Origin of the sequence: Methylomonas sp. DH-1 (assembly GCF_046097555.1) — a bacterium.
Classification (GTDB): Bacteria; Pseudomonadota; Gammaproteobacteria; order Methylococcales; family Methylomonadaceae; genus Methylomonas; species Methylomonas koyamae.
This window is the reverse complement of record NZ_CP143089.1, coordinates 4,326,194-4,348,074: the sequence shown is the minus strand read 5'-3', so window position 1 is coordinate 4,348,074 and position 21,881 is coordinate 4,326,194. Positions and strand designations below refer to the sequence as shown.

The following is a 21,881-nucleotide window of genomic DNA, read 5'->3' as shown; positions in this document are numbered from 1 at the left end:
CAGCCGGCCGGACTAAGTATGGCGGGAATTTTTAAAAAGCAAGGGTTAGCGCTCGGTTTTCGGTCGAGCTAGAGCGCCGCGGCCGATAAGGCTGGGCGCAATCGGCCGTTCCCGCAAGCGGCGCGATGGCTACCTCGCCCGTTCGGCTCGCGAATAAAAACATAGCGGACAAGTCTTAACCGCCGCCTGTTGGTACAATGCCGCGTTTTTTCAGTCATTTATCCGGGAGTACTCCATGATTCGCTTTCCTGCCGAATGGGAACCGCAAGCGGCGGTTATCATCGCTTGGCCGCACCGCAGCGGCGATTTCAGCAATTTGTCCGCGGTCGAGGATTGCTACCACGCGGCCGCCACCGCGATCAGCCGGTTTCAGCCATTGGTGATTTTGTGCAAGGACGGCGAGCACCAGCAGCACATCCAGACGCAATTGCCGCACAATCCGCAAATCCATTACGTACAAGCCGACTACAACGACATCTGGTTGCGGGATACGGTGTTTCTGACCCTGGAATGGCAACATCCGAAGGCTGCCGTGCAGATGCTGAATTTCCGCTTTAACGGCTGGGGCAACAAATACCCGCACGCCGCCGACGATGCGTTGAATCTGGCCTTGTTCGCCCATCCTATTTTCAAGGGTTATCCGACGGCGACGCTGGACTTGGTGTTGGAAGGCGGCAGTATCGAATCCGACGGCCAAGGCACCTTGCTGAGCACCAAAAATTGCCTGTTCAATCCGAACCGCAATCCGGATATGTCCGCCGCCGCGATTACCGGCCAGTTGCAGAATTATTTGGGCGCGAAACGGATTTTGTGGGTCGAACAGAGCAATCTGGCCGGCGACGATACCGATGCCCATATCGACACGTTGGCGCGGTTTTGCAGTGCCGATACCATCGCTTATACCGCTTGCGACGATAGCGCGGACCCGCACTATGCCAGCCTGAAAAATATGGAAGCCCAGTTACAGGCTTTCCGCACCGAATCCGGCGTGGCTTACAAGCTGGTGCCGCTGCCGTTGCCGCAACCGATCAGCGACGAACACGGCCAACGTTTGCCGGCCAATTACGCCAATTTTCTGATTATCAACGGTGCGGTGCTGGTGCCGGTTTACGACGACGCTAACGATGCCGTGGCGTTGCAGCGTTTGGCTGCCTGCTTCCCGGATCGCGAAGTGATTGCCGTGCCGTGCCGGGCACTGGTACACCAGTACGGCAGCCTGCATTGCGCCAGCATGCAGGTACCGGCCATCGTCAAACTGAATTTTTAACAATTAACCCTTGGCATTGTTTCCGGCCCGCGTTCGCGGCGCCGGATTTAGCGTGATTACTACTGAGTATGAAGAAAACCATCATCGCTTGTGCGGTGCAGCAACCATGCAATCGCGGCCGGGACACCAATCTGGCCTATTCCATCAGCCAAATCGAAGCGGCTGCCCAACAAAATGCCGATTTGGTCGTGCTGCCGGAACTGCATCTGGACCATTATTTTTGCCAAAGCGAAGACACCGCTTGTTTCGATTTGGCGCAACCGGTGCCCGGGCCGACCTGCGAGGTACTGGCCAAAGTCGCCGCCGCCAATAACGTCGTGATCGTGTCGACGATCTTCGAACGGCGGGCGCCGGGGTTGTACCACAACACGGCCGTGGTGTTCGACAAGGACGGCAGCATTGCCGGCACCTTCCGCAAAATGCACATCCCCGACGACCCGGGGTTTCACGAGAAGTTTTATTTCACGCCGGGCGATCTCGGCTTTCGACCGATCGAAACCTCGATTGGCAAATTGGGGGTATTGATCTGCTGGGACCAGTGGTACCCGGAAGCGGCGCGCTTGATGGCCTTGGCCGGTGCGGAGGTGTTGATTTATCCGACCGCTATCGGCTGGGATCCCAGCGACGCTGCGGACGAGCAGCAGCGCCAGCGCGACGCCTGGGTGACCGTGCAGCGCGGGCATGCCGTGGCCAACGGTTTGCCGCTAATTTCCTGCAACCGAATCGGCTTCGAAGCGGCGCCGGACCAGGCGCAAGGCATCCAGTTTTGGGGTAATAGCTTTATCGCCGGTCCGCAGGGCGAGATTTTGGCTAGCGCCGACGATAAACAGGATTTGCTGCTGTTTGCCGAGCTCGATATGCGCCGCAGCGAGGATGTTAGACGGATTTGGCCGTTCTTACGCGACCGCCGTATCGAGGCCTACCAGGATTTGTTGCGGCGCTATATCGATTAGGCGCGCAGTAGAGATGAGGCGGGCGCCGTGCCGAGACGGCGCCCGGTTGCCGTCGTTTATTCTTCGGCGGCGGTTCTGACGGGTTCGTGGTCTTGCCGGCTGTCCTCGGCCGGGCGTTGATTCCGCTCGGCAAACTCGCGGTTATATGAGCGCGGCTGATTGTGGCCTTCTCCGCTGTCGACGGCGGCCGGCGGGATATATTCGCTGGCTTGCGGCGCTTCGCCGTCCGTTCCGTTCAGGCTTGGTTCGCCGCGTTTCTCGGCACCGTTGCGCGGGCCGCGGCGGCGGCTACGGCTGCGGCGGCTGCGTTCCCGGTCCGGCGCGCCTGGGGCCCTTTTTGCAGCGTTATCGGCTCCGGATTCGAGTTCGGAGCTTGCCGCCACCGGTTTGGCGTCGTCGTTCAGGTTGGGTGCGGTTTCCTGGCCAGCCGCTGCGGGTGGCTGGTTCGCCGGACGGCGGTTACCGCTGCGGCGGTTGTTGTTGCGGCCGGCGCCACGTTCACCGCGCTCGCCACGGTCGCGGCGATTATTGCGGCCCGGTTTGGTTTTGTCTTCGCCGCTTTTTTCGCCGACTTCGTCGGTTTCAACGGTCTTGCCGGCGCCGATCAGGCGTTGCCAGAAGCGCTGTATCAGGCTGGCCGAAGTCTTTTTGCTCTGTACCGGTGCCGGCGAATCCGGCAGAAATTCCTTGATCGCGGCTTTTTCGGTTTTCGGGCCCAGTTGTTTGGCGAATTCCGGCACCGTGATGTCTTCTTCTTTGATTTGCAAATGGCTGGCTTTTTCTTCGCTATCGCCGATGGCTTTGATCCGCTCGATGTCGTAAGCCGGCGTTTCCAGGTGTTTGCTCGGCAGCACGATGATGCCGACTTGCAGCCTGGATTCGATTTCCTGAATCGCCGCGCGTTTTTCGTTGAGCAGGAAGGTGGCGCAATCGATCGGCAAGTGGGCGATGACGCGCTCGGTGCCTTTTTTCATCGCTTCTTCTTCGATCAAGCGCAGCACGGCCAGCGTGACCGATTCGACGTTACGGATCGTGCCTTGGCCTTTGCAGCGCGGGCAGGTCAATTGGGTCGAATCGCCCAAAGACGGCCGCAAGCGTTGGCGCGACATTTCCATCAAGCCGAAGCGGGAGATGCGGCCGGTCTGGATACGAGCGCGGTCGATTTTTAACGCATCGCGTAAGCGGTTTTCCACTTCGCGCTGGTTTTTGTTCGACATCATGTCGATGAAGTCGATCACGAACAGACCGCCCAAGTCGCGCAGACGCAATTGGCGGGCGATTTCGTCGGCCGCTTCCAGGTTGGTGTTCAGCGCGGTTTCCTCGATGTCGCTGCCCTTGGTGGCGCGGGCCGAGTTAATGTCTATCGATGTCAGAGCCTCGGTGTGGTCGATGACGATGGAGCCGCCGGACGGCAGCGACACTTCGCGCTTATAAGCCATCTCGATCTGGGTTTCGATCTGGTAGCGGCTGAACAGCGGCACGCTGTCCTGGTACAGTTTGGCCTTGTGCAGATTATGCGGCATCACCTGTTTCAGGAAGTTATGCACCAGTTTGAAGGCGCCTTCCTGGTCAATCAGGATTTCGTCGATGTCGCCGCGCAAGTGATCGCGCAGTGCGCGGATGATGACGTTGCTTTCCTGGAAAATCAGGAAGGGCGCGGTTTGCTCGGTGCTGGAGCGGTCGATGGCTTCCCACAGTTGCAGTAGGTAGTTTAAGTCCCACTGCAGCTCTTCGACGTTTTTGTCGGAGCCGGCGGTGCGGATGATCAAGCCCATGCTGTCCGGAATTTCCAGGGCGGCCATGGTTTCGCGCAATTCGCTACGGTTGTCGCCTTCGATGCGCCTGGAAATGCCGCCGGCTTTGGGGTTGTTTGGCATCAGCACCAGATAGGTGCCGGCCAGACTGATGTAGGTTGTTAGCGCCGCGCCTTTGTTGCCGCGTTCTTCTTTTTCGATTTGAACGACAATTTCCTGGCCTTCGCGGATATTGCTTTTGCTGGATGGTTTGCCTTCCTGCCCGTCGCCGGTGCGGTATTCCGGGGCGATTTCCTTGAACGGCAGGAATCCGTGTTTTTCGGCGCCGTAGTTGACGAAGGCGGCTTCGAGGCTGGGTTCTACCCGGGTGATGATGCCTTTGTAAATATTGGATTTTTTTTGTTCTTTCGATGGAACTTCGATGTCGAAATCGTAAAGTTTCTGACCATCTACCAATGCCACCCGCAGCTCTTCGGGCTGCGTGGCGTTGATAAGCATTCTTTTCATTTAATTATCCTTATTGTTCTGTGTATCCTACCTAGAGCTTGAACAGGTTTGGTTGTCGCGGATAAAGGCGGCATGTTTCCCAATATGACTTTTAGTTGAGCGGCCGGACTGACTGAAAACTGCAAGGTCTTGTAGTTATTGTCGCAGTGGGTATCGGCAATGCCGAGCGGGGCGCTTGAAAAGTGGGAGGTCTGTTTTACCGAACTCTACGCAAAGGATGCAGCTCGCTCATCATGGGTTGAGCGACAAAACCCGAAAAAATTCTTTATAAGCTTGGCGCGGCGAAACAGCGCTAAAACCATGGTTTTAAATTTTTATAGTCAAAGTCTATCCAAAGATAAACCAGCCTAATATAGCAATGTTTATTCGGGCCAGCAATTTTAAACATAGCTTACGGATATGTTGTTATCATTTGGAGCATGAATACCGCAGCAGACCAGACTACTCCGCAAGTGCAATGGCTGGAAATTACCGAGGCGAACAGCGAACAAAGGCTCGATAATTTTCTGATCGCTTATCTGAAAGGCGTACCGAAAACTCGAATTTACCGCATGGTCAGGAAGGGTGAGGTTCGGGTCAACAAAGGCCGTATCGACGTCAGTTACAAGCTGCAACTCGGCGATATCGTGCGCATCCCGCCGGTCAGGGTTTCCGAAAAAAAAGACGAGGCCATCGTTCAGCCGACCTTGAAGTTCAGTTTGGAAAACCACATTCTGTACGAAGACGACGGTTTCATCGTGTTGAACAAGCCGGCCGGATTTGCCGTGCACGGCGGTAGCGGCGTCAGTTCCGGCGTGATCGAGGGGTTGCGGCAAATCCGGCCGCAACAGAAGTTTCTGGAGCTGGTGCATCGGCTGGACAAAGATACTTCCGGTTGTTTGCTGATTGCCAAGAAACGCTCGGTATTGAAGGTATTGCATGAACTTTTTCGCGGCGACGGCATTCAGAAGACCTATTTGGCTTTGTTGGTCGGGCAGTTTCAACGCAAAAAGCAGGTGGTGGACGTGCCGTTGCTGAAGAACGTCGCCCATGGCGGCGAACGCATGGTGGTAGTCAGTCAGGCCGGCAAGGCCGCGGAAACCCTGTTCACGCGGCTAAAGCAATATCAGGATGCGACTCTGGTGCATGCGGCGCCGAAGACGGGCCGGACCCACCAGATCCGGGTGCATGCGGCTTGGCTCGGGCATCCGATAGTCGCGGACGACCGCTACGGCGACGGCGAGACCAACAAGATGTTTAAAAAACGCGGGTACAAGCGGCTATTCTTGCACGCCGAACAATTACAGTTTGCCCATCCGCTGACCGGTGAGCCGCTGCACTTCGTGGCGCCGTTGCCGGCCGATTTGCAACAATTGATCGATCATGAAAAACCGCTTTGACTTAATCATTTTCGATTGGGACGGCACGCTGATGGATTCGGTGGACTGGATCGTCCACTGCATTCAACAGGCGGCGGCGGAGTGTGCGTGCGACATACCGTCGGCGGCTGCAGTCAAGGATATTATCGGTTTGAGTATCGATAACGCCACCCGGCAATTGTTTCCCGGCGTCGATACCGAAACCCGGCAACGTTTGGCCGAGGTTTACAGCAAGGCTTTTTTTTCCAAACAGATCGGTCCGGCCGATTTGTTTCCGGGAGTTACGGCCATGCTCGAACGGCTGCGCGGCGATGGCTTTAGGCTGGCGGTGGCTACTGGCAAGAAACGCGCCGGTTTGGATCAGGCGATACGCGGTACCGGCGTAGCCGATTTGTTTTGTACCACGCGCAGTTCGGACCAGACCGCATCGAAGCCCGACCCGTTGATGGTGGCCGAAATTTTAGCGGAACTGGGCATCGACAAGCAGCGGGCCTTGCTGGTCGGCGACTCCGCGCACGATATGCAAATGGCGGCCAATGCCGGAGTCGCTGCGGCCGGCGTCACTTGCGGTGCCCATTCCCGCGAGACGTTGCAGCAATACAAGCCGTTGCTTTGTCTGGATTATCCGACGGATTTGCTCGAATTACTTTAGGAGGTTACGGTGGATACGAATCAACAGCATCCCGATCATTCGAACCAGGACGCGCCCGGTTGGGAAAAGGAGGTGCTCGAGAAATTGGCGTTCGCGGCGATTGCCGAGCAAAAGGCCGCGCGGCGTTGGGGTATTTTCTTCAAATTACTGACTTTCGCGTATTTGTCGGTGGCGCTGGGCGTGGCTTTGTATCCGCAACTGAAGCAGGAGGTTGAGACCGGGTCGGCGCAACACGTAGCCATCGTCGATGTATTGGGTCAGATCGCCGAGGGCGAAGGCGCGGCGGCCGATACCATTATCGAAGGCCTGCGCGATGCGGCCAAGGATAAAAATACCAAAGGCATCATCCTGAATATCAATTCGCCGGGCGGCAGCGCCGTGCAATCGGCCTACGTCTATGACGAAATCCGGCGCTTGAAAGCCGTGCACCCGCAGTTGCCGATTTATTCGGTTGTCGGCGATATTTGTGCGTCTGGCGGCTACTACATCGCTTCGGCCAGCGACAAGATTTACGTCAACCAAGCCAGTCTGGTCGGCTCGATCGGCGTCGTCATGAACGGTTTCGGCTTCAGCAATGTGCTGGAAAAACTGGGTGTGGAGCGGCGCTTGCTGACCGCGGGCGAGCATAAAGCTATGCTCGATCCGTTCTCGCCGGTGAACGAGCGCGAGAGCAAGCACATGCAGTCTTTGTTGAACCAGGTCCATCAGCAATTCATCGAGGCGGTCAGAGCCGGACGCGGCGAGCGGTTGAAAGAGACCTCGGAAATGTTCTCCGGCTTGATCTGGTCCGGGCAGGAAAGCGTCCAGTTGGGCTTGGCCGATGGCTTCGGCAGCATCGATTCGGTGGTGCGTGAGCAATTCGGCACCGAGGAAACGGTCAATTTCACGCCGCACGAACGCTTGATCGATCGCTTGGTCGGCCGTTTCGGCGTCGCATTCGGTCACAGCATCGCCACAGCGTTGAATATTGGCGGCTTTCGCTAGGGACGGAGTTTATTTTTCGCGGGTCGCTTGCCTAACGGCAGCGATTTAAGGATAATAGCCAGCTCTTCAGCCAGTCGCTGATGTTTTATGGTTACTGTGTCGGTCCTCTCGCAACGATACGCTGTAAACCCCGCCAGGTCCGGAAGGAAGCAACGGTAGCAGCGGATTCGTGTGCCGGGATGCGGCTGGCGCAGTAGCCGCCCAATCTCCTGCCGCTCCCGTTGCTAATGGCTTATCAGGTTCTTGCCAGAAAATGGCGTCCCAGCAACTTTTCTCAGCTCGTCGGACAGGAGCATGTCAGCCAGTCTTTGATCCACGCTCTGCAGCACGAACGCTTGCACCACGCCTATTTGTTTACCGGTACCCGCGGCGTCGGCAAAACCACGGTCGCTAGGATATTGGCCAAGGCTATCAACTGCGAAAATCTGCAAAACTTCAATCCCTGCGGCGCTTGTGCTGTGTGCCAGGCATTCGAACAAGGCCGATTTATGGACTTGATCGAAGTCGATGCCGCCTCCCGCACCAAAGTCGAAGACACCCGCGATCTGCTGGATAACGCCCAATACGCGCCGAACCAGGGCCGCTACAAGGTTTATCTGATCGACGAAGTGCACATGCTGTCAGGTCACAGCTTCAATGCGCTGCTGAAAACGCTGGAAGAGCCGCCGCCCCACGTCAAGTTTCTGCTGGCGACTACCGATCCGCACAAGATCCCGGTTACCGTGCTATCGCGCTGTCTGCAATTCAATCTGAAACGGCTGACTCCCGAGCAAATCGACCGGCAGATGCAATTCATCCTCGGCGAGGAAAATATCGCATTCGAGTCTCAGGCCCTGAAAATGTTGGCGCGAGCGGCCGACGGCAGTTTGCGCGACGGCTTGAGCTTGCTGGATCAGGCGATCGTCTACGGCAGCGGCACGGTAACCGGCGACGCGGTGCTGGGCATGCTCGGCGCGGTCGCCCAGCAACCGGTCGACGATATTTTGTTGGCCTTGGCGGCCGGCGAGGCTCGCCAGATCTTGGCAAAGATCGCCGACGTGGCGCAACTGACGCCGGACTTCGCCGAGATTCTGCAGCAGATATTGCGGGTATTGCATCGGGTAGCCGTATTGCAACAGGTGCCGGCTTTCGTCGACCACGAATTCGACAAGCAGTTGCTGGGCGAGCTGGCGCAGCGGTTAACGCCGGAGGACGTGCAGTTGTACTATCAGATTGGCTTGACCGGCCAACGCGACTTGGTTTTAGCGCCCGATCCGCGCAGCGGCTTCGAAATGACGTTATTGCGCATGCTGGCTTTTCGCCCGGCGGCGGCTGGCCGCATGCCGGTAACGGCTGTTGCGGCTGGGACTCCCGTCGTGCCGAATATGGCACCAGCCGGCGAGCCCCCGGCGCGGACAGCGCCGGTTGCCGAAACGGTGGCCGAGCCGGTCGTAGCCCCGGCGGTGCAACCGATTGCCGCCGCCGATGCCGGAAGCCGCTGGCGAGATATTATTGCGGCCTTGAATCTGAATGGCCGTACTCGCGAATTGGCCAATAATTGCGTGCTGGACAGTATCGACGACAGCAGTTGCCGGCTATTGCTGGATCCCGGCTTTCACCAAGTCGGCAGCCGGGCCGAGGAAAATCTGCGCGCGGCCTTGCAACATTATTACGGTAAGCCGTTGAAATTGGTCATTACCCAGCAGGCGGCGGCACAAATGACGCCGGCACTGGAAATGCAGAAAGCCCGGGAAGACCGGCAGCAGGCGGCGGTGGACAATATCAACGCCGACCCTAACGTACAGGCTTTAAAAGAAACGTTCGGAGCCAGAATTGTGCCTGGCAGCATCGAACCGCTGAATTGAATGGTTGGAGACAGAAATGAAAAACGCACTCGCGGGCATCATGCAGCAAGCCCAAAAAATGCAGGAAAATTTGAAAAAAGCCCAGGAAGAATTGGAAGCCATGGAGGTCCGGGGCGAGTCCGGCGGCGGCTTGGTGACCATCGTCATGACCGGCAAGCGCGAAGTGCGTAAAGTCAGCATCGATCCGTCTCTGGTCGGCGACGATAAGGACATGCTGGAAGATTTGGTGGCGGCGGCGATCAACGACGCGGTGCATAAGGTTGGCAAGATGAAGAAAGAGAAAATGGCCGACGTCACGGCCGGGATTCCGATTCCGCCCGGGTTTCAAATGCCGTTTTAAACGATGCAGAACCAGGGCTTGCTGAAAGAACTGATTCAAAGCCTGTGCTGTTTGCCGGGTGTCGGGCCCAAGTCGGCGCAACGCATGGCTTTTCATTTGTTGCAGCGTAACCGCGAGGGCGGTTTGCAACTTGGCAAGATGCTGGAGCGGGCCGTCAACGAAATCGGCCATTGCCGCGAATGCCGGACTTTGACCGAAGCCGAGTTGTGCGAGGTTTGCGCCAACCCGCTACGCGATGCCGAAACCTTGTGCGTGGTCGAGAGCCCGGCCGACGTTTGGGTGGTGGACCAAGCGACGACCTTCAAGGGTAAATATTTCGTGTTGCACGGCCGCCTGTCGCCGCTGGACGGTATCGGCCCTGACCAACTCGGCTTCGATTTGCTGGAGCAGCGTATGGCTTCCGGCCAAATCAAGGAAATCATTCTGGCGACCAATTCGACAGTCGAAGGCCAAGCCACCGCCCACTTCATTGCCGACGTCGCCGCCAAATTCGGCGTTCGCGCCACGCGCATCGCCCACGGCGTGCCGATGGGCGGCGAACTGGAGTTTATCGACAGCGGTACTTTGGCGCACGCCTTCAACGGCCGGCGCGAACTTTAGGAGCAACTATGAGCGATTGTTTGTTTTGCAAAATGGCGGCCGGCGAAATCAAGCCGGACGTGGTCTACGAAGACGATCAAGTCCTGGCGTTCCGCGATTTGCATCCGCAGGCGCCGCTGCACGCGTTGGTGATTCCGAAGCGGCACGTTGCCACATTGAACGAACTGGACGACGCCGGGCTGGGCGGACGTCTGCTGCAAACCGCCGCACAGATCGCCAAGGATCTCGGTTACGCCGATAACGGCTACCGCACCGTGCTGAACTGCAACGCCGACGGCGGGCAGACTGTGTTTCATCTGCACCTGCACCTGCACCTGCTGGCCGGCCGGCAAATGCACTGGCCGCCGGGTTAGTTAGCGCTGCTCCAGCCAGGCCTTGATCTGCAACGGTGTCATTGCCGTGCCGCCCAATTGGCCCATAAAAAAATCGAAGTAATCCCGGCATTTGCCCAGGAAGCGTTCCAGGTCGGCTTGGTTTCTGACGTAGGGGGTGCCGCCCGGCATCACCGACGGCGAATGGAAGCTGAACACAAAAATCCGTATCCCGTCGTCCAGCAGCGATTCGGTCAAGCGGCGCATTTCCGGTTCGCTGTAATCTTCGGGCGATAGCCGAATCCTTTCCAGCATCCGTAAGCGCGCAACGGCGCCGGAAACGCGGATTTTGCGCAGCCATGGCTGGGTCAGTTGCCGGTAAAGCGGCGTGCCGCCGCTACGCAAGTAACCGACGTAGCCGCCGGAGCCCGGTAAGCCCAGCAGGCGCCGCTGGCGGCCGAACCAGAACGGATCGCTGCTGACGTTGGCATAATCCGGACCGCCGTCGCCGCTATAGTCGATCGACGCCGCCACGCTGATATCGACCTCGTAACCCAGCTCTTCCAAAATATCCGCCGTGTTGGGGCCGAAACCGTAACGGCCGGCCAAATAAGTCAGCGGCCGGCTACCGAACGAGGCCGTGATTTGCTCGGTCAGCAGCCGAAGTTTTTCCCGCTCCAATTCCGCAGGCAAATTTCCCGGATAGGAGTTGCGTGCATTGATTTCTTCGTCGAACGGCGGCGAAACCCACGGATGCAAATGGGCGCCGATCAGCGCCCTACCGCTGTCGGCATAGGCTTTCAAAGGAGCTACGGCCTCGGGTTTGGAGGCAATCGGATAGTCGATCACGTAGTTCGGCACGATGCCGAAGCTATCGAACACGCTTTGGGCGCGGTCGATATATTGCATGTGGCTGACGCCGGTGGCGTTGCGATCGTAGGGCCGGTTCCAATCGAATTCTTCCTCGGTATGGATTACGACCGATAAAATCGGGCGGGTTGCCGGCTCAGGCTTAATTAGGGTTCGCTCGATCATAGGTCTAATGCCATTAGTTCGGAGTAGAAATTGCTGATGTCGGCCGCTGTCAGCGTGTCGCTGCGGAACACTTTATTGCGGTAGCCGGCCAGTTCCAGCGCCAGAGTCGGCACCGTCGGCAGCAGGCGCGATTCGACGCGGGTGTAAAAACGGCCTTGCCAGAACAGATGGCTGCCAAACGTGTGCCGGTAGCGTAAAAATAATTCGGCGTCGCTGAATCCCAGAATCATCGCGCCGTTCACGCCTTTCAAGCGATTCGGTTTCCAGACCACATGGCAATAGGCGCCGGGCTTACCTACGGCGGCATGTTGCAACCAAGACAAATGGCGATGTTCCGCAAACACTTTGCCGGCGTCGGCCGGCAGCACGCTGGCAATCATTTCGTGATCGGTAATGACCTTTACGCCGGCGATTGCCGAAAACGGCCATGGAAAGTTCGGCCAAATCGCATGCCGTTCGTTCATCGGTTTGAATTTCAGAAACTGTAAGGTCTTCGAAACTACTTCGGTGGGGGTCAGGTCGGTAAAGTGGAATCCGGGTTGAGAAACCACCGCCATCGCCAGACGCATGCTTTGCGCGCGGTAGGCTTCCAACACGCACCAACTGGTAATATTGCAGAAGCGTTCGGTTTGGCCGCGAATCTTGCGCTCGGCGTAAATGGCGCCGATACCGCCGACGATTTTGCCGTTGTCGCGGATTACAAATCCGTTATTGGGCTTGTCCGAAATCCAGTTTTGCCGAAAGGCTTGCGCCCATTGCTCGGCGCTACGCTGGTTGCTTAGATGTTCGGTCAGGAATTGGCAGAACGGCAGCAGATCGCCGTCCTGTATCGGTTCGATGGTCGGCAATGCCATATGTATCGCCTTAGGTGAAGTTGAAAGGGCTTGATTGTCTAGCTTGGTTTGCGGGCCAACAGAAAATCGGTCATCGCGTTGATCGAACCGAGGTTATCGATATTCATCTCTTCTTGTTTGATACGAATGTCGTATGTTGCTTCGAACCACACCACCAATTCCAAAATGGCGCCGGAGTCGAGCAAGCCGGTGGCCGGCAGAATATCGTCGTCCGTTACGCCGCTGGCATCCATACCCAGCGGTGCGGCGAGTTCGATGACTTTGGCGCGGAGCGCGGCTTTGATAGCGTCTGGATTCAGGCTCATGCAGTATTTCTCTTCAGGTTTGGGGTTATTTGGGCGGTTGCGACAAAGCTTGCAAGACTTGGGCGACATCGAAGCCGGTTAGCACGCGGTGGTCGTAGCTGGCGGCTAACACGGCATGGCCGGCGTTTTTCGGCGCGGCATGGGCGACGATCAGCGAGGTTTGCGGCGGCAAAATCGGAATATGGCGGCTAACGTTCCAACGGGCCATGCTGGAAAACGACAAAGTTGCACCGGAGGCTTCCTGCGGCGGCAACTTGTGGCCCATGGCATGGCGTTGCACTTCGCCCAAGGCGCCGATGAACTGGGCGGTATCCATGTCCTGGGTATCGCGGACCACGGTCAAATACAGCATGTTGCCGGCTTGGACCGTAAATCCCAAATTGACCGGCCGATATTGGTAGCGTTGGCCGTTGACGATGGTGGAGTTGATGGTCGGGCGTTCGCGGCCTAGCTGGGCCAGGTGGAAGGCCAACAGCGGCAGCAGCGGCGATAACATCAATTTGTGTTCGGCGGCATAGGCGGCGGCATACTCTTCCCACGGTTCGGGATCGTATTCCATTTCGATGTAGCCGGCCGCGGCGTGGTCGCGGTGCCAGGTGACCGCCTGCAGCATGCCGGCCGCTTCCGAGGAGAGCGTTTCCAATTCGCCATTAACAGCCGGCATCGGGTCCTGGCGAGCAATCGGTGCGGCACCGGCGGCTGGGGCGACGGTTTTGCCGTTACGGGCCAGCCAGGTTTCGATGTCCGCGACCGATAGCCGTTCGCCGCTGCTCGGAATATCTCCGGTAGCCAAGCCTAACCGCTTCAACAGCGCCCGGGCTTTCGCGGTCGGCTGCCGCGTAACGGAGTCGGTCGCTACCGGATCGGATGCTTGCTCGGGAATCGGGTCGTCCGCCGCTTCGCCCAACCAAAACAGGATCGAGCCGACCCGGGCTTTTTCTTTTTCGGTGCCGTCGATTCTCAATACGTAACCGGCTTGCTCCGCCACCACGTCGATCATCGATTTGTCGGTTTCGACCGTGGCGACGATGTCGCCGCTGTTGACGTATTGGCCCGGTTTGACGTCGATGCTGACGATGTCGACGAATTCGTCGTTGATATTGACGCAAGGGACGGTCTGGTAGCTGGCCATGGCAATCCTTAGAAAAGGTCGAGAATTTGGTCGATGATGGATTGTTCGTCGGGAATGATGCTTCGTTCCAGGCTGCGTGCCGAAGCGATCGGTACCGGCGGCGTGCCGATGCGCAACAGTTGGCCGCTAAAACCCGATTCGAGTAGAGCGGCGGCAATTTCGGCGCTGACGCCGAAATCGTGGTGCGATTCTTCGACGACAACGACGGTTTGCCGCTCGAGCAGATGGCCTATCATCGAGTCGCGCGGCAACGGCGACAGCAAGGCGGGGGCGACGATTTCCACCGCCAGTTCCTCTTCGGTTTCCAGGCGCCTGGCTACGGCCTCGGCAATCGGCAGCATGCCGCCGTAGGCCACTAGCGTCACATCGGGATCGTCGGCGCCGCGCCTGAGCGTTGGAAACAGCTCGGTGGCGACATCGTCGGTACTATCCAGGGCAGTATAGTCGGCCGGATCCAGTTTTTCGCCGTACAGTAATTTGTGTTCCAGGAACAGCACCGGATAATGCCAACGTTGCACGGCGTTGGCCAGCAAGCCGGATACGTCGTGGCGATGGCTGGGGTAGGCTACGGTCAAACCCGGAACAGCGGTGAACAGGTGCTCGGGGCTTTGGCTATGGGTCGGGCCGTAACCGCGCCGTCCGCCACACGGGGTGCGGATCACTAGCGGCACCGAGACGTCCGGGAACATGCCGGGAAATTTGACGGCATGGTTCAACAGTTGATCCATGCAAAGCGTCAGGAAGTCGGCGAACATGATTTCCACGATCGGCAGGTAGCCGTCCAGCGCCAAACCGATTGCCGCGCCGGTGATGCCGGCTTCGCTGATCGGCGTGGAAATCACCCTTCCGGGAAAATCGGTCGATAAACCTTGGGTAACCTTGAAGGCGCCGCCGTAGGGATCGTGCAAATCTTCGCCGATCACCAAAACGCGCTTATCCGAGTCGAGCAAATGGCGCAATGTGCTGTTGATGGCCTGGCGGACGTTGCTGCCGGCCGAAACTTCCGGAACGGACATGGGTTCCGGTTGAGCCGGTTGCTCGAAAATATGGGCCGGAGTTTCGCGGAGGCAGGCTTCCGGAGAGGCGTCGGCGGCTTGGCGCACGGCCTCTACGAACTGGCGATTGTTTGATTCGATGGCATTGCGGACGTCTGCCGGCAGAAGCCGCCCGAGCGCCGCCAGCGGGTCGCGGTTGCGTATTTGCTCCAACTCCTCGGGGTCGCGCAAATCGTCGCCCTTGCTGTGCGGGCCCATGCGCCGGGTGTCGATAACTAGAAAGCCGGGGCCGCGCCTGCCGCGGACCGTGTTGACGACGCCGTCGACTTTCGCCAAAAATTCCGGATCGTCGTCGGCCAAGCGCCAAGTAGGCAGGCCGAACGCCGCGCCGCGGGCTTCGATGTCGCCGCCCAGGGTATGGCTGCTAACGGTGGTTTGGGCAATGCCGTTATTTTCCACGACAACGAGCAATGGCGCATTCCAGACCGACGCCAGATTCATTGCTTCGTAAACCAGGCCCTGACCCAGCGTGCCGTCGCCGATAATGGCCGCGACGATGCCGTCGCTGTTGTGCAGTTTGCGCGCTAAAGCCAAACCGGCGCCGATACCCAGCATGCCGCCCTGAACGCCGTTGCTGTGAAAATGCCGGTGCACCAAATGCTGGCTGCCGCCCCAGCCGCCGCAGGCGCCGGCTTCGCGGCCCATGATTTCGGCGACCAAGCCGACGAAATCGCCGGAATAGGTCAAAAAGTGGCCGTGGTTGCGGTGGTTGGACAGCACGGCGTCGTCGGGATGGTTGAGCGCTCGCACGACCGACATCGCCGTTAATTCCTGGCCGATGCAGGTATGTGTGGTGCCGGAAACCAGGCCGCGGGAAAACTGGTCGAGGACCAGTTGTTCGGTCAACCGAATCAGATGGCCGTAACGGTAAAGGCTTTCCGGATCGAGCGCTATTTGCGGTTTGCCGTGATCGTCTCTAGCCCAAGCCAGAATTGCCTGATCGGTTGATTTTTGGCTGATTTCCATGTGCTGGTTCCAGGCGCCGGGGACGACTCGGGTTAAAAGCGCTAATTTACGCTAAGGCCGGGCCGCGGCGCAAGCCGGCAGACGCTTCGCAGAGGCGGGTGAGTTCAACATATGCGCCGTAACTATAGCCGATTGCCGGGTGGCATTTTTTCCCGCAATTTCAAAAAGCGCTGGTAACGGCTGGGCGATATCGCGCCGGATTCGGCCGCGGCCCGGACTGCGCAGTCCTTATCGCCGGCATGGCGGCAATCGTTGAATTTGCAATTGCCGATGTAGGGCTGGAAATCGCGGTAACCCCATGCCAGTTGCGCTTCGGAAAGGCCGGCTAGGCCGAAAATCGCCACGCCGGGGCTGTCGATCAAATCGCCGCCGTCCGGTAAATGGTAAAGAGTCGCGGCGGTCGTGGTATGGCGGCCGTGGCGGGTGGTCGCGGAGACGCTATTGGTGCGTAGGGTTCGGTCCGGTAACAACGCGTTGGTCAGCGACGATTTGCCGACGCCGGATTGGCCGGCGAACATGGCGGTTTGTCCTTGCAATATTTGCTTTAATTCTTCGATGCCGGCGTGCTGTTTGGCACTGACCCGGTACACCCGGTAACCCTGGCTTTCGTATATTTTCAATTCCGCCGCAACCGATGCGCTGCACGGGATGTCGATCTTGTTGAATACCAAGGCGGCGTCGATATTGCAGTTTTCGCAAATGGCCAAATACTGGTCCAATAATAGAAAATCGCACTCGGGTTCGGCGGCGAACACGACAAAAATCGTATCCAGATTGGCGGCCACCGGCCGGACCTGGTCGCCGCGGCTGGGGCGTTGCAATACCGAGCGCCGCGGCAGGATTTGTTCGATGCGGCCTTGTTCAGGGCCGGATAAGGACAGTAAGACTTGGTCGCCGACGACGACGGTATCCAGCTTGCGCAGGGTTTGGCACAGCACGGTTTGTTCCCCGACCTCGACGGCGATGCCCTTGCCGAGGTGGGAAACGACCAAGCCTTGGTGCAGCTCGGCCATCAAGCGGACTGCATTTTTTGTTCGATGTGGGCGATGCGGATCGCCGCCGGCGGATGGCTGTAATGGAAAGCCGAATACAAAGGATCGGGCGTCAACGTGCTGGCGTTTTCTTCATAGAGTTTGACCAAACCGCTGATCATTTTTCTGCCCTGCGCGTTGCGGGTAGCAAAGTCGTCGGCTTCGAATTCGAACTTGCGTTGGAAATAGGCGCTGATCGGTTGCATAAAGGTGGTGAACACCGGCGACACCAGCATGAACAGCAATAAAGCGGCGGCGTTGGAATGGGTGGTGACGCCCAAGCCGTCGAAGAACCAGTCCTGGGTGATCAGCCAGCCTAACACCGCGAAACTGATCAGCGTCATGATCGACGAGGCTACCAGCATCTTGATGGTGTGCTTGCATTTGAAGTGGCCGAGTTCGTGGGCCAGAACCGCTTCCAATTCTTCTTCGTCCAACGAATTGACCAGGGTATCGAAAAACACGATGCGCTTATTGTTGCCCAAGCCGGTGAAATAGGCGTTGCCGTGGCCGGAGCGGCGCGAGCCGTCCATGATGAAAATGCCTTTGCTGCTGAAGCCGCAGCGCTCCAGCAAGCCTTGGATCCGCTGTTTTAACGAGCCTTCCTGCATCGGCTCGAATTTATTGAACAACGGCGCGATCAAGGTCGGAAACAGCCAGCTCATCAGCAACGAAAAACTCATCAGAATCGCCCAGGCATATAGCCACCAAAGGCTGCCGATGCTGTCCATAACCCACAGGATCAGCGCCAGGACCGGCAGGCCGATGGCCAGCGTCAGACCAAAGGACAACAGTTGGTCTTTGGCGAACTGCGGGATGGTGTTTTTGTTGAAGCCGAACTTCTCTTCGATGACGAAGGTTTGGTACAAGCTGAACGGGATTTCGACCACCGTCATTAGCAAAAAGATGCTGGCCATCGCCGCCAAGTCAGCGGTCAGCGGCGACAAATCGAAGGTCGACCAGAAGTCGAACACCAGGCTGATGCCGCCGCCTAGGGTCAACGCCAGCAGAAATACCATACCGACCACGCTGTCGACATCGTGCAATTTGCCTTTTTCGATCGTGTAATCGGCGGCTTTCTGGTGGGCGGCCAAGGTTACCCGATCCCGGAATGCGGCGGGCACTTGGTCCCGGTGCTGCAAAACATGATTTTTTTGGCGTCTGGCAAGCCAGAATTGGGTGCCGTAGGAGAGGACGAAAGCTAATAAAAATATGCCGGTAAACGTGTTCATCAAGCCAAGATAGGTGGGGTTAACAATTAGCGGTACAGATTAGCTAATGCTACAATCCGCCGCAACATTATTAATAACATAGAAACGCAATGGCTCAAGATAAGGACAATCTGATCTGGATCGATTTGGAAATGACCGGCTTGGATCCCGACAACGATTTGATCATTGAAATTGCCACGGTGGTCACCGATAAGAATCTGAATGTGCTGGCGCAAGGCCCGGTCATGGCGGTACACCAGTCCGATGACGCGCTGGCGGCGATGGATGAATGGAACCAGCAGCACCACGGCGAATCCGGGCTGATTCAGCGGGTCAAGGATTCCGATATCGACGCCGCCGAAGCCGAACGCCGCACCTTGGATTTCCTGCAACAATGGCTGCCGGCCGGAACCTCGCCGATGTGCGGCAACAGCATTTGCCAGGACCGGCGGTTTTTGTACCGTTACATGCCTAAACTGGAAGCGTTTTTCCATTACCGCAACCTGGACGTATCCACCGTTAAGGAACTGGCCGCACGCTGGGCGCCGCAGGTCAGAGATGGATTCAACAAACAGGCTTCCCATAAAGCGCTCGACGACATTATCGAGTCGATCGATGAGCTGCGTTATTACCGGGAAACTTTCTTCAAGTTCTGATGCTGCAACTATTTGCCGTCGCGTTGGGCGGTGCCATCGGTTCCCTGCTGCGCTATCTGGCATCCAGCGGCGTTTACCTGTGGCTCGGCCGCGGCTTTCCGTACGGCACGCTAACGGTCAATCTAATCGGGTCGTTCCTGATCGGCTTGATGTCGGAAGCCTTGATTCTGCAACGCTTGGCAATCGCCTTGGAATACCGCACGGCGATTTTGGCCGGCGTCATGGGCGGTTTCACAACCTTCTCCAGTTTTTCGCTGGAAACCTTTTATCTGCTGGAACAAGGCCAAATCGGCAAAGCCGGACTGAATATCGCGGTCAGCGTCTTGGGTTGCCTGTTGGCGGTCTGGGCCGGCCTGTCTTTAGGTAAGGGCTTGTTTTTCTACGGCCAGGGCGCCGTGCGTATCGGCGATTGGCCATATCCGTACGCGTTGACTGTGGTAAACGGCATCGGCGCCTTTCTGATCGGCATCGTCGCCACGATATTGCTGCATAAACTTGAAATTTCCATTGAGCACCGGGCGATTTTGGTGACGCTGCTGATCGGCGTATTCCTGACTCTGTCCGGTTTGTATTTGATTTTGTATCTGCTGGAAAGCGGACATTCGTTCGAATCGCATATCGACGCCATGTTAACGGTGTTTCTGGGCAACCTGCTGTTTTGCGGTGCCGCGTTGTGGTTCGGCTTGTGGCTGGGCAAGCAGGTATAAGCGTCGTTTTTTCCCATCATTAATTCAGGATAGCTGTAACCATGTTAGATCCCCGTTTGTTCAGAAGCGACCTGGAATTGGTCGTGCAACAGTTGCAAAGACGCGGTTTTCAATTCGATGCCGCCGCTTACCAGGCACTCGAAGATCGGCGCAAGGATATTCAGGTTAAAACCCAGGATTTGCAGAACGAGCGCAACACCCGCTCCAAAGCCATCGGCCAAGCCAAAGCCAAGGGCGAGGACATCCAGCCCTTGCTGGACCAAGTGGCCGATTTGGGCGACCAGTTGAAGGCGGCGGAAAGCGAGCTAAATGCTATTCAGACGCAACTGAACACGCTGTTGGAAGGCATTCCTAACATTCTCGACGAATCGGTGCCGGCCGGCAAAAGCGATGCCGACAATGTCGAAATCAGCCGCTGGGGCGAGCCGCGCCAGTTCGATTTTACGCCGAAGGACCACGTCGATTTGGGCGAGCCGTTGGGTATGAACTTCGAATTGGGCGCCAAAATTGCCAGCGCCCGCTTCGTCGTGTTGGCCGGCAAACTGGCGACCTTGCAACGGGCGATCATTCAACTGATGCTGAATACCCACATCAACGAACACGGTTACCAGGAAACTTATGTGCCGTTCATGGCCAATGCCGACAGCTTGCGCGGCACCGGCCAGTTGCCCAAGTTCGAAGCCGATCTGTTTACCGTCAAAAACGATCCGACGTTTTACTTGATTCCGACCGCCGAAGTACCGGTCACCAATATCGTCCGCGACGTCATCGTCGACGCCAAACAAATGCCGCTGAAATTCGTCTGCCATTCGCCGTGTTTCCGCAGCGAAGCCGGCGCCTACGGCAGCGACGTGCGCGGCATGATTCGCCAGCACCAGTTCGAGAAAGTGGAATTGGTGCAGATCACGGCGCCGGAACAATCGGCCCTGGCTCACGAAGAGCTGACCGCTCATGCCGAAAAGATTCTGCAAATATTGAATCTGCCGTACCGCAAGGTCCTGCTGTGTGCCGGCGACACCGGCTTCTCGTCGTCTAAAACCTACGATCTGGAAGTGTGGCTGCCGGGCCAGCAAAAATACCGGGAAATTTCGTCCTGCAGCAATTTCAAGGACTTCCAGGCCCGCCGCCTGCAAGCGCGTTGGCGCAACCCGGAAACCGGCAAGCCGGAGTTGGTGCATACCTTGAACGGCTCCGGATTGGCTGCCGGCCGTACCTTGATTGCAATCATCGAGAATTACCAAAACGAAGACGGCTCGATCACGGTGCCGGAAGCGTTACGGCCATATATGGGCGGTCTCGAAAAGATTCAATAACTTACGCTTTGTCCGGTCTTTGGTGTCGCCGAAATAGTTTGGAGGCGAAACTATCCTGGGTTATCATTCGCGCCGAGGCTGGTAACCTGGGCAAAATCAAAGGCTTGCCGTATCGGCTCCGGCCTCGATAATAACCAAATACAGAGGAGGGGTAACCATGAGTGAAGCGAACGAAGTGCAAGGGCCATCGTTATACGAAAGAATCGGCGGCGAGGCGGCGGTCAATGCCGCAGTCGATTTGTTTTACGGCAAAGTGTTGGGCGATTTCCGCATCAATCGGTTTTTCGAGAAAACCGACATGGCGAAACAGGTCGAACATTTGAAAGCGTTTATGACGGTGGCTTTCGGTGGGCCGAATAATTACACCGGCCGCTCCTTGCGCGACGGCCACGCCCGCCTGGTCAAAATGGGGCTGAACGACTCGCACTACGATGCCGTCATGGAGCATCTGGGCGCGACGATGACCGAATTGAACGTTCCGCAGGAACTGATTGCCGAAGCGGCGGCTCTGGTAGAGAGCGTCAGAGGCGAAGTGTTGGGTAAATAAGCTGTTTGCCGCCATTGCCGCCGGCCTTTGCCGGTAGTGTGGCGGCGTCAATCGGCGCGGCGGAATGTCACAAAATGCCTCCCCAGTAACGGAGCGCCAGCACGGCAAGCCAAGGTAGCACGCACAAGCCGCCGCCCAGCAACCAAAGTTTGGTTGTTGCCGGCTCTGGAGCCGGTTCCAGACGGTCCGCATCCGGATTGCTCGGCACGAAACACAACACAATCCCGATCAGCAGCATCAGCGGTGCTGCGAATAAAAATCCCAGCAATATTCCCCATGCCGACGAGCCGATGTCGCGGGCGCGCTTGATCATCGCCGTCGCACCGAATAGGCCCAAGCCGGCGGCCAGCAACCAGTAACCACGCTCAATAAAACCCTCCGGGAATACTCCCAACTTTAGTTCCAGCCCATAGACCAGTAGTGCAGCGTTGGCCAAACAGGGCAGGCCTAACGCATTGTATCGAGAGCGACCGTAGCGCAGCATGGATGATTTGATCCG

At 57.6% G+C, this 21,881-nt stretch carries 22 protein-coding genes and 1 other RNA gene; 14 read left to right on the top strand and 9 right to left on the bottom strand.

Annotated elements, in window-relative coordinates:
• The first annotated feature begins 235 nt into the window (after window positions 1–235).
• Both VXJ35_RS19915 and VXJ35_RS19910 read left to right on the top strand, forming a co-directional pair.
• On the top strand, window positions 236–1,267 hold the full coding sequence (locus tag VXJ35_RS19915) for an agmatine/peptidylarginine deiminase (protein ID WP_064022899.1): 1,032 nt from the start codon (window positions 236–238) through the stop codon (window positions 1,265–1,267).
• A 68-nt stretch (window positions 1,268–1,335) separates the two neighbouring features.
• Window positions 1,336–2,220, top strand: a complete 885-nt coding sequence (locus VXJ35_RS19910) for a carbon-nitrogen hydrolase (RefSeq protein ID WP_064022898.1) — start codon at window positions 1,336–1,338, stop codon at window positions 2,218–2,220.
• A 56-nt stretch (window positions 2,221–2,276) separates the two neighbouring features.
• On the opposite strand, the gene VXJ35_RS19905 is transcribed toward VXJ35_RS19910, so the two are convergent.
• Window positions 2,277–4,481 (bottom strand): Rne/Rng family ribonuclease, encoded by a 2,205-nt coding sequence (locus VXJ35_RS19905; protein WP_064022897.1) that lies wholly within the window; start codon window positions 4,479–4,481, stop codon window positions 2,277–2,279.
• Window positions 4,482–4,900: 419 nt separating this feature from the next.
• On the opposite strand from VXJ35_RS19905, the gene rluC reads away from it, so the two are divergent.
• From rluC to VXJ35_RS19865, 8 genes are all read left to right on the top strand, one after another.
• On the top strand, window positions 4,901–5,860 hold the full coding sequence (rluC, locus tag VXJ35_RS19900; protein ID WP_064022896.1) for a 23S rRNA pseudouridine(955/2504/2580) synthase RluC: 960 nt from the start codon (window positions 4,901–4,903) through the stop codon (window positions 5,858–5,860).
• The gene (locus VXJ35_RS19895) at window positions 5,844–6,491 is read left to right on the top strand and encodes an HAD-IA family hydrolase (RefSeq protein WP_064022895.1); all 648 of its coding nucleotides are present in this window, start codon (window positions 5,844–5,846) and stop codon (window positions 6,489–6,491) included. Before rluC ends, VXJ35_RS19895 begins: the two co-directional genes overlap by 17 nt.
• A 9-nt stretch (window positions 6,492–6,500) precedes the next feature.
• On the top strand, window positions 6,501–7,475 hold the full coding sequence (sppA, locus tag VXJ35_RS19890; protein ID WP_064022894.1) for a signal peptide peptidase SppA: 975 nt from the start codon (window positions 6,501–6,503) through the stop codon (window positions 7,473–7,475).
• A gap of 97 nt (window positions 7,476–7,572) precedes the next feature.
• Window positions 7,573–7,669, top strand: an RNA gene (gene ffs / locus VXJ35_RS19885) — signal recognition particle sRNA small type.
• A 33-nt stretch (window positions 7,670–7,702) separates the two neighbouring features.
• Window positions 7,703–9,319 carry a DNA polymerase III subunit gamma/tau gene (gene dnaX, locus VXJ35_RS19880; protein ID WP_064022893.1) on the top strand — a complete coding sequence of 539 codons (1,617 nt, stop codon included), beginning with the start codon at window positions 7,703–7,705 and terminating at the stop codon, window positions 9,317–9,319.
• Window positions 9,320–9,335: 16 nt separating this feature from the next.
• Complete coding sequence (locus VXJ35_RS19875; protein WP_054760486.1) at window positions 9,336–9,659, top strand: YbaB/EbfC family nucleoid-associated protein; 324 nt, start codon at window positions 9,336–9,338, stop codon at window positions 9,657–9,659.
• 3 nt (window positions 9,660–9,662) lie between these two features.
• Window positions 9,663–10,259 (top strand): recombination mediator RecR, encoded by a 597-nt coding sequence (gene recR / locus VXJ35_RS19870; RefSeq protein WP_054760488.1) that lies wholly within the window; start codon window positions 9,663–9,665, stop codon window positions 10,257–10,259.
• 8 nt (window positions 10,260–10,267) lie between these two features.
• Window positions 10,268–10,612: a histidine triad nucleotide-binding protein gene (locus VXJ35_RS19865; RefSeq protein ID WP_064022892.1), complete on the top strand. Its 345-nt coding sequence runs from the start codon at window positions 10,268–10,270 to the stop codon at window positions 10,610–10,612.
• On the opposite strand, the gene VXJ35_RS19860 is transcribed toward VXJ35_RS19865, so the two are convergent.
• The 7 genes from VXJ35_RS19860 to VXJ35_RS19830 all read right to left on the bottom strand — a co-directional run bounded on the left by VXJ35_RS19860 (window position 10,613) and on the right by VXJ35_RS19830 (window position 18,180).
• Window positions 10,613–11,605: a polysaccharide deacetylase family protein gene (locus tag VXJ35_RS19860; protein ID WP_064022891.1), complete on the bottom strand. Its 993-nt coding sequence runs from the start codon at window positions 11,603–11,605 to the stop codon at window positions 10,613–10,615. It lies immediately after the preceding gene.
• Window positions 11,602–12,459 carry a hypothetical protein gene (locus VXJ35_RS19855; RefSeq protein ID WP_064022890.1) on the bottom strand — a complete coding sequence of 286 codons (858 nt, stop codon included), beginning with the start codon at window positions 12,457–12,459 and terminating at the stop codon, window positions 11,602–11,604. Before VXJ35_RS19855 ends, VXJ35_RS19860 begins: the two co-directional genes overlap by 4 nt.
• 38 nt (window positions 12,460–12,497) lie before the next feature.
• Window positions 12,498–12,764, bottom strand: coding sequence for a phosphopantetheine-binding protein (locus VXJ35_RS19850; RefSeq protein ID WP_054760496.1), 267 nt, complete (start codon window positions 12,762–12,764; stop codon window positions 12,498–12,500).
• A gap of 25 nt (window positions 12,765–12,789) precedes the next feature.
• A complete protein-coding gene (locus VXJ35_RS19845) occupies window positions 12,790–13,896 on the bottom strand; it encodes a 2-oxo acid dehydrogenase subunit E2 (protein WP_064022889.1) in 1,107 nt (368 codons plus the stop codon).
• 8 nt (window positions 13,897–13,904) lie between these two features.
• Window positions 13,905–15,917 (bottom strand): alpha-ketoacid dehydrogenase subunit alpha/beta, encoded by a 2,013-nt coding sequence (locus VXJ35_RS19840; protein WP_064022888.1) that lies wholly within the window; start codon window positions 15,915–15,917, stop codon window positions 13,905–13,907.
• A gap of 122 nt (window positions 15,918–16,039) precedes the next feature.
• On the bottom strand, window positions 16,040–16,930 hold the full coding sequence (gene rsgA, locus VXJ35_RS19835; protein ID WP_064022887.1) for a ribosome small subunit-dependent GTPase A: 891 nt from the start codon (window positions 16,928–16,930) through the stop codon (window positions 16,040–16,042).
• Window positions 16,930–18,180 carry a M48 family metallopeptidase gene (locus tag VXJ35_RS19830; RefSeq protein ID WP_064022886.1) on the bottom strand — a complete coding sequence of 417 codons (1,251 nt, stop codon included), beginning with the start codon at window positions 18,178–18,180 and terminating at the stop codon, window positions 16,930–16,932. The genes rsgA and VXJ35_RS19830 overlap by 1 nt, the downstream gene beginning before the upstream one ends.
• An 89-nt stretch (window positions 18,181–18,269) precedes the next feature.
• Here VXJ35_RS19830 and orn point away from each other — a divergent pair, with 89 nt between their 5' ends.
• From orn to VXJ35_RS19810, 4 genes are all read left to right on the top strand, one after another.
• Window positions 18,270–18,815, top strand: a complete 546-nt coding sequence (orn, locus tag VXJ35_RS19825; protein ID WP_064022885.1) for an oligoribonuclease — start codon at window positions 18,270–18,272, stop codon at window positions 18,813–18,815.
• On the top strand, window positions 18,815–19,522 hold the full coding sequence (crcB, locus tag VXJ35_RS19820) for a fluoride efflux transporter CrcB (RefSeq protein WP_064022884.1): 708 nt from the start codon (window positions 18,815–18,817) through the stop codon (window positions 19,520–19,522). Before orn ends, crcB begins: the two co-directional genes overlap by 1 nt.
• A gap of 41 nt (window positions 19,523–19,563) precedes the next feature.
• Window positions 19,564–20,835: a serine--tRNA ligase gene (gene serS / locus VXJ35_RS19815; RefSeq protein ID WP_064022883.1), complete on the top strand. Its 1,272-nt coding sequence runs from the start codon at window positions 19,564–19,566 to the stop codon at window positions 20,833–20,835.
• A 157-nt stretch (window positions 20,836–20,992) separates the two neighbouring features.
• On the top strand, window positions 20,993–21,382 hold the full coding sequence (locus tag VXJ35_RS19810; RefSeq protein WP_064022882.1) for a group 1 truncated hemoglobin: 390 nt from the start codon (window positions 20,993–20,995) through the stop codon (window positions 21,380–21,382).
• A gap of 67 nt (window positions 21,383–21,449) precedes the next feature.
• Here VXJ35_RS19810 and VXJ35_RS19805 read toward each other — a convergent pair whose 3' ends face one another.
• On the bottom strand, window positions 21,450–21,866 hold the full coding sequence (locus VXJ35_RS19805) for a DUF805 domain-containing protein (RefSeq protein ID WP_064022881.1): 417 nt from the start codon (window positions 21,864–21,866) through the stop codon (window positions 21,450–21,452).
• Window positions 21,867–21,881 lie beyond the last annotated feature (15 nt).